Consider the following 16,738-nt stretch of genomic DNA (forward strand, 5'->3'; position numbering starts at 1 on the left):
TGTGTAACGTCCCTAGAGGATCAAGTGAGCTGAAAGGAATCTTACATTTTATGTTAGGGAGGATGAGCCATGCTTTATCTTATCGTTCTAATCCCCGTGCTCTTACTTATGTTGTTCGGAGTGTTTATACTGACTCGCAAAGTTAGAGATAAAGTCGAGACTTCGAAAGTAATTAACATGTCGTTGTATCAGTCTAAGAAGGCTTCAAAGGCTCCAACTGCTAATAAAAAAGCTTGTTCTTTCTGCCGGAAGAAGGAAAAAAAGCTGGCCTTTTACTCAGACGAGCAGGGGAGAGTAGTTGGTGTTTGCTCTGTATGCAGACCCCAAGCTGAGCGGAGAGCGTTGATGAGGTTGTGAAGATTCGCTTGAAATCGTGCATGATGAAACATAGCAGGCAAAAAGCAGCTGTCACGGAGTATTCTGTGAGGGCTGCTTTTTTGTGTATCCAAGATAGCTGACTCTGTCAAATTGTAAAAGCGGGACATATCCTACTAAAGATAATTACAAAGAATCGCAAATGAGGGGCACTACCGGGATTGCGACAGTGAAATGATGATTTCGTTCTGCAATTTGTATTTATTGATTATAGGAGCTGAGCATAGATGGACAATCAGAAATTAACAATTAGTATTCTTGGCAGCGCTGGTGGGGTGGCTAAAGCAATTCTTTGCATTTTAGACAAATCGTTTCAGGATGTCAATGATCCTATTCATGCGTTTATCCATCAATGCAACATTCATTTGATTGACCACAACCAAAAGGACATAGCCTACTATGAATCTTTTCTTCCCCATTTAAGTCCTGCACTAACGTTACATCAGTTTGACTTGAGAAATTTGAAAAGATTTCGTCAGCACTTAACTCGCACGAAAACAACGATTGTTATTGACATCTCTTGGGCAGACACCGTAGATATGCTTCAATGCTGTAATGAATTGGGCATTCCTTATATTAATTCCGCATTAGAGAATACAATGGTGGACGATAACGAGGAAGAGCTTAAAGGGTTTACATTATTGGAGCGATATCGCATTTTCCAAGAAAATAGAGGACGCATCTCAAATATGAAAGCCATTATTGGATCCGGCATGAATCCTGGTGTCGTACAATGGATGGCTTTGGACTTAATGAAACAATCTCCCGGCGAAACACCGCTCGGATGTTACATCGTTGAACATGATACTTCATTTTATTCAGATCAATCGCTGGCTGAAACGAAAACGATTTATTCCACATGGTCCCCTGAATGCTTTTTGGATGAAGCCTTAGTTAATTATCCAATGTTTATGAAGCATAAAATGCCCATTTTTCTTTATGAAGATGTTTATGGGTTGGATTTTAAGGTTTCGCTTGGAAACAAACTATTTAGCGGATGCTTGATGGCGCATGAAGAGGTTCTCGCTTTGGGGGAAGCCTATAACATGGAAACAGGTTTTATTTATCGAGTAAATGATTATACAACGGAACTGATACGTGCGAATCTCGCCAATGCTGACGATCTCTGGGACTGGAATCATAAAGTGTTAGACCCTGCGGATGCCCCACTGGATGGAGAAGATCTAGTAGGCGTGCTTCTTGTTTATAAAGACAAGGAACGGTTTATGTACAATGCCATGAGTAATCAACACATTTTTTCCGAGTACAAGATAAGTGCCACTTATTTCCAGGTAGCATGCGGCATCTATGGGGCCATTTCTACGCTGCTCCTTGATGAGATTCCGAATGGCATTTATTTTGTTGATGAACTGCTCTCGCAAACGGATAGCGGCTATGGCAGGTATCTTTCTTATTATATGAAAGACTTTGTTATAGGAGAAAATAATAGGTCGGAAGGACTTTTACTGGATAGGGTTTCACGATGGGATGGGGGGACTTACACTTGACGAATAACAAGAATACATTGACAGGCTATTACAAAGAATCCGATGAGGACCTGTGGCTATGGGACGATATACCGGAGCTTGATATGGAGGTCGGATATAAAGTCGAAGCGCTGCTCCACTATGAACGATCTCCCTTTCAAGAAATAAGTATCGTGGATACGCAAGGATTCGGTCGCATGCTTGTTCTCGATGGAACGCCTCAAGTCACGACCAAAGATGGCTTTATTTATAATGAAATGATTACGCACATTGCCATGACCACTCACCGCGAACCTAAAAGAGTAGGAATGATCGGCGGAGGGGATTGCGGCCCGTCTCGTGAAGCATTGAAGTATGAAAGTGTAGAGCAAATAGACGTAGTTGAAATTGATCAACAAGTTATTGAAGTATGCCGAAGATGGATGACAAAAGATAGCGGCGATGAGCGGGAAGCGTGTATCCGAATGATATATCGAGACGGGTATAAGTGGATTCAAGAACAAAAAAATAATTTGGATGTGCTGCTTATAGACAGGTCAGATCCCTATGGACCAGCAACCAGCCTGTATAAACAACAATTTTATCAATACGTTTACGATAGCTTGACAGAGGACGGCATCGTCGTTTTCCAGTCAGGATCTCCTTTTTATAATACGAGTATTTTGAAAAATACGGTTCGCAGCTTGAGCAAGCTGTTTCCCATCGTACACCCTTATGTATGTTCTATTCCAACGTTTCCCGGGGGAATATGGAGTTTTGTTGTTGCTTCAAAAAAGTGGGACCCGCTTCAGGCGGATTTAACTCGATTGCCGTGTAAAGATACGAAATATATAGATCCTGAAACGTTTCTGGCATCCTTTGTGTTACCAAAATACATCAAAAACATTTTGAAATAACAGTATATATGCATTGTGAAGGTAACATTTCATAACTCTTTTCATCGTGAAACCCGCTCTTGGAGCGGGTTTTTTTTGTGCGCTTACATCGTCGAAAATTGCCATATCAGTTAATCTGATAGAACTTATAAATTCATTATAATTGACCTACATGTAAACCTATGATAGCTTCAAGAGAGTGAAATAATATGTGACAAATTAATTGGGGATTTTCTTATTACTGCAACATATGAGAGGTGGATTTTGTTGGAACTTCAAGTAACAAACAGTCCTTTTAATCAGGAGCAGGTAGAACTGCTAAATCGTCTACTGCCTACGCTGACAGAATCACAACGAGTCTGGTTGAGCGGTTATTTTACTGCAATTAATGGAGCGGCAGGATCGGTAAGTGCCGGCTCAGCGCCTATAGCGGTTGCGGCGCCAAACGTTGAGGCAATTTCCAAAGAAGTTACGGTGCTCTTCGGATCACAATCCGGTAAAGCACAAGGATTAGCTAAGAAGTTTTCCAAAAAACTCGAAGAACAAGGTTTTCAGGTAACGCTTTCTTCCATGTCCGATTTCAAGCCGAACGGTTTGAAAAAGGTGCAAAACTTATTGGTTCTTGTCAGCACCCATGGTGAAGGGGTTCCGCCGGACAATGCCATTTCATTCCATGGATTCCTTCATAGCAAAAGAGCGCCTCAACTGGATGGCTTGCGGTACTCGGTGCTCTCGCTTGGTGATACTTCGTATGAGTTCTTTTGTCAAACGGGGAAAGACTTCGACAAGCGTTTGGGTGAGTTAGGCGGCAAGCCGCTTACGCCTCGCGTTGATTGCGATGTAGATTTCGATGAACCGGCAGCAGAATGGATGAACAGTGTGCTAAGCTCACTCAGTGCATCTTCAGCATCTTCATCAGCAGCTGTGGGTGGAGCTGTTGCTAGCTCCGCTAGTGGCGCTGAATCCGAATTTTCAAGAACGAACCCTTTTGAGGCCGAAGTTCTTGAGAACTTGAATCTGAACGGCCGCGGCTCAGACCGCGAAACTCGACATGTGGAGATTTCCCTGGAGGGATCAAACCTTCAGTATGAGCCAGGCGACTGCCTAGGCATCTATCCGGAAAATCACCCTCGTCTTGTCGACGAATTAATCGAAGCAATGGGCTGGGATGCCGATGAGTCCGTTACCATCAACAAAAACGGTGACAAACGTTCTGTTCGGTACGCATTAACCCGTAACTTTGAGATTACTGTATTAACGAAGCCATTGCTTGAGCAAATTGCTAAATTGACTATAAATACAGACCTGAATGGACTTGTAGCAGCAGGACATGAGCAAGAGCTTAAATCCTATATCAGCGGCAGAGATCTGCTGGATTTGGTTCAAGATTACTCGCTTAAGGGTATTCCGGCTGCTGAATTTATTGCTGTCCTACGTAAAATGCCAGCTCGCTTATACTCCATTTCCAGCAGCTCGAAAGCTTTCCCGGATGAGGTGCATGTGACCGTCCGTGCAGTTCGCTACGAAGCGCGTGGACGTGAACGTTATGGTGTCTGCTCCGTACAATTGGCAGAAAGAGTGAAAGCTGGCGAAACATTGCCGGTGTACATTCAAAACAACCCTAATTTCAAATTACCTGAAAGCCCCGATACGTCGATCATTATGATTGGACCAGGAACAGGAGTAGCGCCTTTCCGTGCATTCTTAGGCGAGCGTGAAGAGACGGGTGCGGAAGGCAAATCATGGTTGTTCTACGGAGATCAGCATTTCTCAACAGACTTCCTGTATCAAATTGAGTGGCAGCGCTGGTTGAAAGATGGCGTTCTAACGCGTATGGACGTTGCGTTCTCTCGCGATACCGATCAAAAAGTGTATGTACAGCACCGTATGCTTGAGAAAAGCAAGGAACTGTATCAATGGCTGCAAGAAGGAGCCAGCGTGTATGTCTGCGGGGACGAGAAACGCATGGCCCATGATGTTCATGAAACATTAGCAAAGATTATTGAACAAGAGGGCGGTTTCAGCTCGGAAGAAGCTGCTGAATACTTGTCCCGGATGCAACAGCAGAAACGCTATCAGCGGGACGTCTACTAAGACGAGTCCGTTGATTGCTAGAGGAGAGAGCGATATGTCAGAAAACAATTTACTGTCGAAAAACAGCGCACCGCATAGCGAAGTTGAACATATTAAACAGAGAACGAACTATTTGCGGGGAAGTCTCGAGGAGACACTGCTAGACACCATTACGGGATCAATCCCCGAGGATGATAACCGCTTGATGAAGTTTCACGGCAGCTATATGCAGGACGACAGGGATCTGCGCAACGAACGTCAAAAGCAGAAGCTGGAGCCTGCGTATCAGTTCATGCTGCGCGTACGTGCGGCTGGCGGAATTGTGACAGCTGACCAATGGCTAATGATGGACCGCGTCGCACAGAAATATGCGAATGGCACAATTCGCTTAACGACGCGTCAATCGTTCCAGCTTCACGGTGTTCTGAAGTGGAACATGAAAAAGACGATTCAGGAAGTTAATGCATCGCTGCTTAGCACGCTGGCAGCTTGCGGTGACGTTAACCGTAACGTTATGTGTAATCCTAATCCATACCTTTCAGATGTGCATGGTGAAGTTTATGAGTGGGCTTGCCGCATCAGTAATCATCTGGATCCGCAGACACGCGCATACCATGAAATTTGGTTGGACGGAGAGAAGATCTTAGACAGCCAGGACGTTGAGCAAGAACCGATTTATGGAAAAGTGTACTTGCCGCGTAAGTTTAAAATTGGTATCGCTGTTCCGCCTTCCAATGATGTAGACGTATTCTCGCAAGATCTCGGTTTTATCGCGATTGTGGAAGATGGCAAATTGAAGGGCTTTAACGTTTCAGTTGGCGGCGGCATGGGCATGACGCATGGCGATACGCTGACTTACCCTCAGGTTGCCCAAGTGATCGGATTCGTGACACCGGATCAAGTCGTTGATTTGGCAGAAAAAACAGTTACGATTCAACGCGATTATGGGGATCGTTCGGTGCGTAAACATGCTCGTTTCAAATATACGATTGATGACCGCGGCATTGAATGGTTCGTTGAAGAATTAACCGCTCGCCTAGGTTGGAAGCTTGAAGCCGCTCGACCTTATCAATTTGATGACAACGGGGATCGTTATGGCTGGGTAAAAGGAAGCAATGGCAAATGGCATTTCACCTTGTTCGTCCAAAATGGACGCATCAAAGACGAGGAAGGAAACCAATTGCTGACCGGTCTTCGCGAAATCGCGAAAGTTCATGGCGGCGACTTCCGACTCACGGCGAACCAGAACTTGATTATCGGAAACGTGAGCGCTCAGAAGAAGAAAAAGATCGAAGATTTAATCAAGGAATATGGTCTTACAGATGGACTTCATTACTCTGCATTACGCAGAAGTTCCATGGCCTGTGTGTCCCTTCCAACATGCGGCATGGCCATGGCGGAAGCCGAGCGTTACCTGCCTGAATTGATGGGAAAAATCGAGCCGATGCTGGAAGATGCCGGTTTGAGTGAGAAAGAAATCACCATTCGTATGACAGGATGCCCGAACGGATGCGCACGCCCGATGCTGGCAGAGCTTGCGTTCATCGGTAAAGCACCTGGCAAATACAACATGTATTTAGGTGGCGGCCATGCCGGCAACCGACTCAACAAGCTGTATAAAGAAAACATTGGCGAAGCTGAGATTTTGCAGTCGCTTCAGCCGATTATTACGCAATATGCCAAAGAACGTTGGGATGGCGAGCACTTCGGTGACTTTGTCATTCGTGCGGGCTATGTGAAGGAAGTTCGTTCCGGTCAAGACTTTCACGCATAAACCTTAATAACATGGCTGTCCCGAAGGTCTGAAAAGATCTGACGGATAGTCTTTTTTTATTTGAGGTAACCTATGGAAAGGTTTGGTGTACAAGGAGCAGACAGGATGGACGAAGCTGTTTTATTACAAATAACAAAAGCTCAAAGCAGGAAAAGCTTATACCATTTTACACGAGCAAAGAATTTAAAGGCTATTGCGCATTTTGATACGCTATTTTCCAGTTATAGTATCCAACCCTTCTATGGAGGCGCGCGGCGGTTAGAGCCAGAGGATATCAATTATCATGATCAAAGGATCACGATCAATTCACACTTGAGAATCGCTGATAGTATGATCGATGCTTCTACAACGCAAGAACAATTTCGGGCGTATCTGGACCGGCATGTGTTCTTATGGCCTACATTGAAGGATTGTCAAAAAATGATGGCCACCTACGCTCGAAGAGAGCCGAATGAGGCCTTTGCAGTTCTTGAATTCGATGCTTATACCTTGCTGAACAAGCACCGTTCAGTCGCAATGCTATCTAAATACGATTCAGGCAGCTCGCCGCGATTTCCCAAGCATTGTTCTTACAAGAAGAGTTTGGCGATGTTTTTGCCTCTTGAAGAGTTTAGTCTCGTAAAGAATGATCTAGTGCCAAGTACGCCATCGCAGATACGAGAGGTCCTCATTAAAAACAAGATGAGTGGTGTGACTGAGTTGTTAACAGCTGTTTATGTGAGCGGCAGTGTGGAACCTCCTGTTGGCTGGAGGCTTTTGATAAAGCCATGGTTGGACTTGGTTGAAATCTAGATCGTACATCTGACGACGAATTTCGAGTGAACAAGCATCTACCCGACACTATCCCTCATACACTGTTACATCAAACAAATTGATGTCTGTAAACAGCGGTGACGAGGAGGGGTACGGATGAGATATATGGTGCAATATATACCTCTAAGCAAGATTAAGCCGGAAAGTACCATAACCAAAACCTCGGGTCGAAAAAAAGATTTAAAAAAAGTCGCGCAAGATCTCATGCATCTGATGGTTGTTCAGAAAAGCAAAAAAGCGAAAGGTTATGTCATTTTAGATGGACATCATCATTTTAACTTCCTTAAAAAGCATACGAATAAACAAACAGCGGTGTGTTTAGTCGATGAGAGTAAGATGTCGGCAGGTTTGGGGAAGCTAGTTAATCAATTTCGAAAACGACCGCTTCCTTATGACGTTCCTGACATACGCTCGGATCGAGTGACCGTTAGCAGTTGGTCGATCATTCGTACTTTTTTGAAACGTGAGCCCCGGTTTCGCAGTCTTTCGCGCAGACAGCAGCTGAAGGTGCTCCGGCTCGGTATGCAATATAAGAAAACTACGGTACGCAGCATGCAAGCTAAAGTAGATGAGTTATTAAAAAAGGTGATCATGGATTAATTAGTTATGGAAGTTTGGGGAGCTGCCTTGGCGGCTCTTTTGTCATATCTGCCTGTCATAAACCTATCTATTCAATTCATATCATAGAAGATAGAAACATAGATTCATAGATTTGGAGGAAGGTCAATGCTGGATTACTCGAAATGGCAGGGTGCGAATGATGCGAACTGGTACATAGATGACCCCATTGTGACCCGTTATGCGAAGCGGTACGTATCGGAAGCGGTTATGCGTTATGTCGAGGATGCTTTTGTAGAAACAGGCCGTCTTGCTGCAGGTCCAATAGATAAGCGAGCCGTGCATACGGATCGGGATGGTGCGCCAAAATTAATTCGATATAACCGTCAAGGTGAAGAGATTAACGAAATTTGGTACAACGAAGGGTATTTGCAAACGGTAAAAGACGGCTTCGGTTCCGGTGTCGTTGCTTTACGATACGATCAGAAGGCACCAGAGAAGATTCCGTTCTTCGTGAATAGTATTTTGTTGTATCTGTTGTGTGAGGCGGAGACTGGTTTCGCATGTCCTGTAACTTTGACACAGTCAGCAGCTTTCGTTATTGAGAAATTTGGTTCCGAAGAGCAAAAACAAAAGTATTTGTCACGATTAGCCTCACCAAAGGTAGAGGATATTGCGCAAGGCGCTACATTTTTGACGGAAATCCAAGGCGGTTCAGACGTAGGAGCAACGGAGACGAGAGCGGTCAAGCAAGGAGATCATTATGTGCTATCAGGTCAAAAATGGTTTGCCAGCAACTGTGATGCTGAAATCGCGATCACGTTGGCACGTATCAATGAAATACCTGGCACACGCGGCCTTGGCTTGTTCTTAATGCCAAAGTTTTTGCCGGACGGTAGTCGCAACCCCATCACGATTCGGAGGCTGAAGGATAAATTAGGGGTTCGTGCAGTTGCTAGCGGTGAACTCGTTTTGAATCAAGCAATTGGCTATCTGATCGGTTCGGAGGCGGAGGGCTTTAAATACATGGCGGAAGCATTGAATGTGTCGCGCATAGACACAGCCCTTGGCGGACTGGCTGTCGCTCGCCGTGCTTACCTTGAAGCTATTCTTTACGCTCACAAGCGCTCTGCTTTCGGGAAGCGGATCATAGACTATCCCATGATTCAAGAAACATTTGCTGCGCTTATGGCGGAAATTGAAGCAGGCTGGGCTGTTACTGCACAAATGATACGAAGATTTGACCTAGTCCACACATACGGCACCGGGACAGAGGAAGACATTTCTGTTATGAGAATCCTGCTTTCCCTAGCCAAGTATCGATTAAGTGAGCTTGGAGTGTCTGCGGCTAGGCAAGCTATGGATATGCTTGGGGGAAATGGTTATATCGAAGAGTATCCGCTTGCCCGACTGCTGCGAGATGCGCTCGTTAATCCGATTTGGGAAGGTACAGCTAATATCCAGTCGCTTGAAGTGTTGAAAAATCTTAAAAAGGGCGGCTCACAGGCCTTCATCGCGGCGCTGCAAGAGACTCTTGCAGCCATTGATCTTAAGGAACTTGATGAGCTCCGAACGGAAGTGCATCGACATGTGCTGCGGCTTCAAGAACTCTTTGATAAGTTCGCACAGTTGGACAGCCATTGCCAAACAGCAGGGATCAAAAAGCTGGTACATGTGATGTATGATGTGTTTGCTGCTGTTCATCTACTGGAAGAAAGCCAGTATGATGTTATGCAAGAAGGGAATGGACGCCGTATCCGTATTATTCAGATTTGGATGAGGCTGACATTGAATGTGAATAGTGACACAGAAATACTGAAGCCGGAATTGTATTCGCAGAATGAATTTCAAGCAATTACAGCTTTTGGACATATAAAATGAGGTATAATCAGGAGTGTAGATGAATGAAGGAGTGAATGTGCCCATGATTGAGAACGTACGCACGAGTAATGTACAGCGTTTTGCCGGCTTCGGCGCGTTGTACGATCAGAATCGTCCCACGGCTCCGCAAGAAGTCGTTAAGTTGTTAACAACATACTTGCAGCGAAAACCGCAAACGGTCGTTGACGTAGGATGCGGCACAGGTCTTTCGACTTTTTTATGGCTGAATGAAGCAGAACAAATCATTGGCGTTGAGCCAAGTGACGATATGCGCGCGGTAGCCGTTAGCAAGTGGGAGGCGAGTAATAAACCGGACAATATGCAATTTGTAAAAGGGCTCTCCCACGAGTTAGACCTGCCATCTGCATCCGCCGATGTCATCACTTGCTCGCAATCGTTTCATTGGATGGATCCGCAAAGTACTCTGCGCGAGTTTGCGCGCGTACTCCGTCCCGGCGGTGTATTCGCCGCATATGACTGCGATTGGCCGCCAGTGTTCGATTGGAAAATTGAGGAGGAGTACAAGAGACTCCTTACTTTAGGGGACGCACGTGCGTTGGAGCTGGCTCCGACGGAGCAGCAGGCCCACAAATGGAACAAAGAGGAGCATCTGCAGCAAATTCGCAGCTCAGGCTTATTCCGATATGCGAGAGAGATCGTTTTTCATAACTGGGAAACTTGCAGCGCTGAGCGCTATGCGAACCTTGCTTTTAGTCAGGGGGGCTTGCAAACCGCGTTAAAATTGGGCGCAGATGAACTGCGCGAAGAGTTGACGGCCTTTCGTGAACAAGTAAATGAGGCTTTCGGTGGTGAAGAACGGGAGATTTTGTTCGGATACCGGCTGCGCATGGGCGTGGTCTAGGTCACAACGGCTATGATGAAATTCATCATAGCCGTTTTACTTTCATAAAAGATTCCCAGTAGAATCAAAATTAATATTATTGTTTTCTGCTATAGAAGATATGTACATGCATGCGCAGACGTCACGCTACATAGAATGGCAATATTACCTTGCTGGCCAAGGAAGGATGACGGTGTTTGTCGGCAATGGGAATTCCCGCACTTTCGACTATCGAGCAGGCGATGCCGGCTATGTACCTTTTGCAATGTTAGGAAGTCCGAGTATCGCCCCAAAAAAAGGGAGCTAAGCAGAATCAAGCTGCTTAACTCCTGTTTGTCATGCTCCCAGATTTGAGATCCGATTGATTAAGCCTGTAATGTCGTTAATGGTCGTGAGGATTTGGGAGTTTTGCATCTTATCGAGCACCAGATGTCCATTTTCAATCACTTGATTAATCTCGTCTAACAAGATTTTATTTTTGTCTACAACCTGCTGATGCAGATCCTTTGCGAATGCGGGGACACTTTTTAAATTAAATTGTTCGATTTGTGTCTTTAATGCCAGTAATTGATTTTCAAGCTCCTGTTTCGTCTCAGGATTCGTAGCGGCGTCTTTGATCAACTGGGGGGCTTGCTCAGCAAATGTACTTAGCTTATTTATATGCGCCGTAGCTTGATTCACATAGTCCACTGATTGGCTTGCTCCATCAAGGAACGAACATGCTCCCAGCATCATGGTTGATAGGACAACCAATAACAGCATTGATTTTCTCATTCAAATTCACTTCCTTTCCCATGTAATTTGAGAAAACATGTATTGTTTGGTATTGTTTTAATACGCTTTGCTAGAAAATAGAGTTTCAAGGAAAAGGAAGGGAGCATTTAGATATGTCGGCATTTATTGATAAAATTGCGTTGATCCGTATCGTTGACGGTCAAATATTGGGTACACGCTCGAAAGGGAAAGAGCTTTATTATTTACCGGGAGGCAAAAGAGACCCTGGAGAAACAGATACCGAGACATTGATCCGGGAAATCGAGGAGGAGCTTTCTGTACGCATTAAACCGGAAACCGTCGCGCATTTTGGGGATTTCGAAGCACAAGCGGACGGTAAGGCAGAAGGTATTGTTGTAAAAATGGCTTGTTATACGGCAGATTTCGACGGCGAACTGAGTGCCGCTTCCGAAATCGATGAATTGGAGTGGCTGTCCTACAAGGACAGGGAGCGCGTATCTCGTGTGGTCCAAATCATATTTGATCACTTGCATGAGAAGAAGCTGCTGCCGTAAGGAATTGAATGTTGTGCAACTATTCCTCCCTTTTGACGTCAAATTATGACAGAGGGGAGAGAATTGCATTGTCAATATTCAAAAAAGTTGTGGTTCAAGCCACTGCACTTTTCGTATTGGTCTCGACTGGAAGCGTTTATGCCTATGACGTTTCTTTTAAGCCTTTTACGGATGTATCCAATCAAGATTGGTTTCAAAATGAGGTCTATTCGCTTTCCGCGATCGGTATTATTGACGGATACCCGGATCTTACTTATAAGCCGGATGGTATACTGACACGGGAAGCGTTCATCAAATTGTTGATGACGGCGAAACAACAAGAAGTTGCTTCATCCACCATTGTAGCGGGAGCTCCTGCGGATATCGAACAGGGACGGTGGTCATATCCTTACGTAGCCGCCGCTTTTGAGCGGAAATGGATCGATTTTATGCTGGATTCCGAGCACAAGCTCCATCCGGAAACTGCGATAACGAGAGAAGAGGTGGCAAGCGTTGTCGGCAAAGCCTTACTCGATTCTCAAACAGCCGAGGCTCGCGACCGTTGGATGGCTCAAGGCTGGAAAGCGGAGAAAGAGAAGAGAAGCTTTGTGGACAGGGAAGCCATGAAGGAGAACTTTGGGCCATATGCCTACTATGCTGTTAATCAAGGGATCATGGAAGGTGATCAAACGGGTTTTCACCCTCAGCAATCACTAACCCGTAAAGAGGCAGCTGCCATCATTTACCGTCTAATTAATAAAGAAGTCGCTGCGCGGGAGCTGGAGAAAGTAGGCTTTTACGCCATTCGTTCCTATACAGCGATACAACGGTTGCCGCTATTGAATCAAGTAACTCTTGGATGGTCGCATCTGGAATACTCGGCGACAGGGACTGCTAAACTGGAGACAGCTTCGACGGAATATCGCATTCCAACCGGATGGGAAGAGGTTGTTCAATCAGCAAATACAGCCAAGATCAACAAAGATTTGATGGTTTATTACGGGGAGAAGAATCTGAAGGATTTCTTGAAGGACGAACCCGCTCAGAAAGCATTTATCCAATCTTTAAAAGCTGTCGTTACCGATTCCAAATATGGTTTCACAGGGGTGACGATGGATTTCGAGGGACTCATGGACGAAGCTAGCGCACCTGACTATATCCTATTTCTTAAAGCCTTGAAAGCCGCACTTCCTACGTACCCGCTATCTGTTGCTGTCCAGCCGGAATATTATTATAAAGGGTATGATCTGAAAGAAATCAGCGCTTTAGCGGACACGGTTATTCTAATGGCGTATGATTTTACTCATCTTGACAGTAAACTTCCGTCTGCGCCGCTGCCACTCGTAAACGATGCCGTGAAACGAACCCTTGCCTCCGTTCCAAAAGAAAAGCTCGTGCTTGGAGTATCCAAACAGGCTAATCAATGGATAACTGCAAACGGCCAATCCGAATTAATGAATCCGGAGATTGAGGCCGTCGAGAAGAGGCTAATGGCGCCGGGAGTCAATCAGTCTGTTAGCCTGCCGTTTTTTCTGCGAGAGATTACTTTTCAAGATGACCGTGGCAGCCACGAAGTGTACTATGAAGACACGACAAGTATAGAGAAGAAATTATGGCTTGCGAAGTTTTATGGACTGAAAGGCATTTCCTTGTGGTACATGGGCAACTATACCGATTCTGATTGGGCATTATTTCAAGAAAAATAATTGTGCAAAGACTGTCGTATCCATTGGGTCGACAGTCTTTATTTAATGAATGAGCCAGAGAACCTAAAAAAAACCCGAGTACCCCTAAAGGAACCCTATATGAGGTTGGCGCGGATTCGTATACGATAAAAGCAGAAAAAGTTGGAAGCGGTTACAACATTGTGCATGCCGACATTTATGATACTGATGACCGACGATTTCCGGGTTAAACAGAAAGCGCTTTACGCTTTCGTTAAATCATAACATGTAAAGGAATGAGGGGTACGATGAGAAGGTCGAAATGGATGGCATGTACGATGGCTTCCCTACTAACCGTTGGATTGATTGGCTGCTCGAGTACGGACAACACGACGCCGGCAGTGTCAACGACAGCGCCTAAAGCGGAGAACGCAACAACACCGAATGTACCGAAAGGACCAACGAAGTTTAGCATTTCCCTGCGAACGCTCAATTTTGATTATGTCGAAAAGGCAGCCAATCTGAATGAGGACAAATGGGTAAAAGAGTTAGAGAAGAAAACCAATACAGACCTTGATATTCGCCTTGTTCCTCATGCAGATTTCGAGAAAAAGATGGTACAAATGTTTGCGACCGGCGACATCCCGGATGTCGTGCAAGCTGGAGCAAGCACAAGCGGCAAAGAGCTGGCAGGCTCTGTGCAAGCGGGCGTTTTCCTGGAGCTGAATGATCTGATCAAGCAGTATGCGCCAAACCTGTTGAAAACGATTCCGCAAGCGGCATGGGATGAAGTTACGCTGAACGGGAAAATTTACGCAATTCCGGAGTATATTTCTCAGCCTTCCCGCCGGGCAACTTGGGTGCGTGAAGATTTGATGCAAAAGGCCGGCATTACGAAGGATCCAAAAACTGTGGATGAATACATGGATATGCTGCGCGCCTTTAAGAAAATAGGTGTTGAGCATCCGTTTATGGGCCGACAGGATTTTAAATATGCGGATATTTTCTTTGGCGCTTATGATGTATATCCGTACCTCAGCCAATTTGAAGTCGTTGACGGAAAGGTACAGCCGAAGTTTTTTGATTCGGAAAATATGCAAAAGGCGCTGCAAACGTACAAAACGATGTTTGATGAAGGCTTGATCAACAAAGAATTCGCGACGATCAACCCGACGAACTTTAAAAATATTATTTTGTCAGGTAAAGCCGGCATGTGGGAAATGAATGCGCAGGAACTGCTGCAGTGGCAAACGCAATTAAAGCAGGCCGTCCCCGACGCGAAGATCAAAATCATTCCATCTCCGGTAGGCACAGACGGCAAAGGTGGCGGGTACTTGTACTCTTCGGGAGCCCGTTCGTACTTGATTAATGCGAAGACAGCCAAAGATAAAATTCCTGGCATTCTAAAGTTTTTCGAGTGGCAAGCGTCAGAGGAAGCGGACAAATGGTTTGATTTGACACTGCCGACAGAGCCGAAAACGGATGCTGAGGTTTCCGAACAGCGTTATTTGAGCGGATTCCTTCACTTGGTCAAAGACGACGCGTTCCGCAAACAAATTTTGAACACAACGCAGGATGGCAAGGATTTGCTCAAAACGTTTGAAACGATTTTACCGAATGAAGGACGCGGTGGCTTAGAGTTCGATCCGATTTTGGAAGCGATGCAGAAAAACCCGGACATAGCGCCATTATCCGATACGGCTCCGGCGGTTCTGCTCTCGCACATGGTTAAAATGGTGTATGGCAAAGAGCCGATCTCGGATTGGCCGAAGGTGATTGAAGAGTGGAAGTCCAAGGGAGGAAACGACGCATTGAAGGCTGCGAATGATCTGTATCAGAAGAAAAGCGGCTTTAAGCTCAGAGGACCAGAAGCTCAGAAGTGGAAATAAGTTTGAAAGAGGCTGTACCAGAGGTCTGAAAAGACTTCTCTGGCACAGCCTCTTTTTGTCTATGCGGTCCAGTGAGGCGGTCGGCTGAGCGTCAACGGCAGCTGGGTGCTAGCATCTCCCTTGGCTGCATTGATCTGAAACTGCGTGAGGAAGAGGCTTCCCGTGAGATCAGCCCCACTGAGATTGGCATCCCGGAAGTCGGCGCCAATGAGATCGGCTGATCCCAGATTGGCCTCGCTAAGGTCCGCAGCGATCAGGTAAGCCCCCCGCAAATAAGCGCCTCGGAGATCGGCGCCTTTAAGACGGGCCCCGACCAGATCGGCTCCCCGGTCGTAGCTCTTTTGGCGTCCCCTCGAGCCTTTCTGCTGTCGATGAACGCCAGCCCGCACGAGCTCGCTCGTCTGCAAGAGCAGGACATTTACTTCGGCGCGGTGCGCTGCGATGTCTAGTTCCAGGAGCGCTTCGGGACTTAAAGCGGTTAAACGATCCGTTTCATCGCGTGCTGAGCGGAGTGCTGCATGCAGCGAACGTGTCTGTTCCAGCTCCAGAGCCTCTGTCAAATACCAGAGCAGTTCATGAAGCTGACGCATGATCGGGAACACCTCAAACATTTGCTTCGCGGTGTGCGGAGCTTGCACCCAATCTTGTCCCCTATAAGTGACTTGCGCAACCTGCTGTCCGGCTCCGAAACAATCGTATACGGTGCATCCGCGAAAGCCGGTCTCCCGCAGATTTTGATGCACGCCGCAGCGAAAGTCTCCTAGCAAGTTGTGACAGGGATGGCTGGCAGCCTTGTCGATTGCAAAGTCGATCGAAGCGGCGAACGGCAGTGCGACACAGCATAGGCCGAAGCAGCTTTCACAATCAGCCCGCAGACGGTGATTGATCCTGTCGGGGACAGGTTCGGTGTAATCCTGTTGCTCAGACAATGGATGTCCTCCTTAAGCAAGGTGTGAAGTAACTATGTTATTCATGTTATCTAAAATATATAATTCAGGTTCCTTTTCGTCAACCGTACAAAATCGTTATAACTAAACTTGCTTCAAGGATCGTAGAGTCGCTGCTTTGAGCGATTTTTTTTGTTTATTTGGACGAAAAATCAATGAATTTACAGATTTTGAGCATCGATTGATTTTATTATCAATGCTATTGGAGGTTTTGTTTATAGGCAAGCTAACCTTCTGTAAGCCATAATGAAGCGTGATGGTTGGCTATTATTTCCATTTTGTGCGATGTCGAG

At 45.8% G+C, this 16,738-nt stretch carries 13 protein-coding genes and 1 pseudogene; 12 read left to right on the top strand and 2 right to left on the bottom strand.

Annotation, left to right across the window (positions count from 1 at the left end; translation table 11 throughout):
* Positions 1 to 602: 602 nt before the first annotated feature.
* From J2Z65_RS18010 to J2Z65_RS18050, 9 genes and pseudogenes are all read left to right on the top strand, one after another.
* Complete coding sequence (locus J2Z65_RS18010; protein WP_167057793.1) at positions 603 to 1,883, top strand: S-adenosylmethionine decarboxylase related protein; 1,281 nt, start codon at positions 603 to 605, stop codon at positions 1,881 to 1,883.
* On the top strand, positions 1,880 to 2,758 hold the full coding sequence (speE, locus tag J2Z65_RS18015) for a polyamine aminopropyltransferase (RefSeq protein ID WP_240159685.1): 879 nt from the start codon (positions 1,880 to 1,882) through the stop codon (positions 2,756 to 2,758). Before J2Z65_RS18010 ends, speE begins: the two co-directional genes overlap by 4 nt.
* 246 nt (positions 2,759 to 3,004) lie before the next feature.
* Positions 3,005 to 4,831, top strand: coding sequence for an assimilatory sulfite reductase (NADPH) flavoprotein subunit (locus tag J2Z65_RS18020; protein WP_167057787.1), 1,827 nt, complete (start codon positions 3,005 to 3,007; stop codon positions 4,829 to 4,831).
* 34 nt (positions 4,832 to 4,865) lie between these two features.
* Entirely contained in the window at positions 4,866 to 6,584 is a 1,719-nt protein-coding gene (gene cysI, locus J2Z65_RS18025; protein WP_167057784.1) for an assimilatory sulfite reductase (NADPH) hemoprotein subunit, read from the top strand.
* Between the two features lie 105 nt (positions 6,585 to 6,689).
* Positions 6,690 to 7,376: a DUF7002 family protein gene (locus J2Z65_RS18030; RefSeq protein ID WP_167057770.1), complete on the top strand. Its 687-nt coding sequence runs from the start codon at positions 6,690 to 6,692 to the stop codon at positions 7,374 to 7,376.
* Positions 7,377 to 7,493: 117 nt separating this feature from the next.
* A complete protein-coding gene (locus J2Z65_RS18035; RefSeq protein ID WP_167057768.1) occupies positions 7,494 to 7,997 on the top strand; it encodes a hypothetical protein in 504 nt (167 codons plus the stop codon).
* Between the two features lie 126 nt (positions 7,998 to 8,123).
* Positions 8,124 to 9,836 (top strand): acyl-CoA dehydrogenase family protein, encoded by a 1,713-nt coding sequence (locus J2Z65_RS18040; protein WP_167057766.1) that lies wholly within the window; start codon positions 8,124 to 8,126, stop codon positions 9,834 to 9,836.
* A 19-nt stretch (positions 9,837 to 9,855) separates the two neighbouring features.
* Positions 9,856 to 10,698, top strand: coding sequence for a class I SAM-dependent methyltransferase (locus J2Z65_RS18045; RefSeq protein ID WP_240159684.1), 843 nt, complete (start codon positions 9,856 to 9,858; stop codon positions 10,696 to 10,698).
* A gap of 79 nt (positions 10,699 to 10,777) precedes the next feature.
* Positions 10,778 to 10,936: pseudogene (locus tag J2Z65_RS18050) on the top strand (cupin domain-containing protein); the annotation flags it as partial.
* A 77-nt stretch (positions 10,937 to 11,013) separates the two neighbouring features.
* Here the strand turns inward: J2Z65_RS18050 and J2Z65_RS18055 are convergent.
* Positions 11,014 to 11,451, bottom strand: a complete 438-nt coding sequence (locus J2Z65_RS18055; protein ID WP_167057764.1) for a DUF6376 family protein — start codon at positions 11,449 to 11,451, stop codon at positions 11,014 to 11,016.
* A gap of 113 nt (positions 11,452 to 11,564) precedes the next feature.
* On the opposite strand from J2Z65_RS18055, the gene J2Z65_RS18060 reads away from it, so the two are divergent.
* From J2Z65_RS18060 to J2Z65_RS18070, 3 genes are all read left to right on the top strand, one after another.
* The gene (locus tag J2Z65_RS18060; RefSeq protein WP_167057762.1) at positions 11,565 to 11,966 is read left to right on the top strand and encodes an NUDIX hydrolase; all 402 of its coding nucleotides are present in this window, start codon (positions 11,565 to 11,567) and stop codon (positions 11,964 to 11,966) included.
* A gap of 68 nt (positions 11,967 to 12,034) precedes the next feature.
* Positions 12,035 to 13,651: a glycosyl hydrolase family 18 protein gene (locus J2Z65_RS18065; RefSeq protein WP_240159683.1), complete on the top strand. Its 1,617-nt coding sequence runs from the start codon at positions 12,035 to 12,037 to the stop codon at positions 13,649 to 13,651.
* A gap of 266 nt (positions 13,652 to 13,917) precedes the next feature.
* Positions 13,918 to 15,498 (top strand): extracellular solute-binding protein, encoded by a 1,581-nt coding sequence (locus tag J2Z65_RS18070; RefSeq protein ID WP_240159682.1) that lies wholly within the window; start codon positions 13,918 to 13,920, stop codon positions 15,496 to 15,498.
* A 59-nt stretch (positions 15,499 to 15,557) separates the two neighbouring features.
* Here J2Z65_RS18070 and J2Z65_RS18075 read toward each other — a convergent pair whose 3' ends face one another.
* Positions 15,558 to 16,427 (bottom strand): pentapeptide repeat-containing protein, encoded by an 870-nt coding sequence (locus J2Z65_RS18075; protein WP_167057757.1) that lies wholly within the window; start codon positions 16,425 to 16,427, stop codon positions 15,558 to 15,560.
* Positions 16,428 to 16,738 lie beyond the last annotated feature (311 nt).

It is taken from the genome of Paenibacillus aceris (genome assembly GCF_017874035.1).
GTDB classification, from domain to species: Bacteria; Bacillota; Bacilli; order Paenibacillales; family NBRC-103111; genus Paenibacillus_E; species Paenibacillus_E aceris.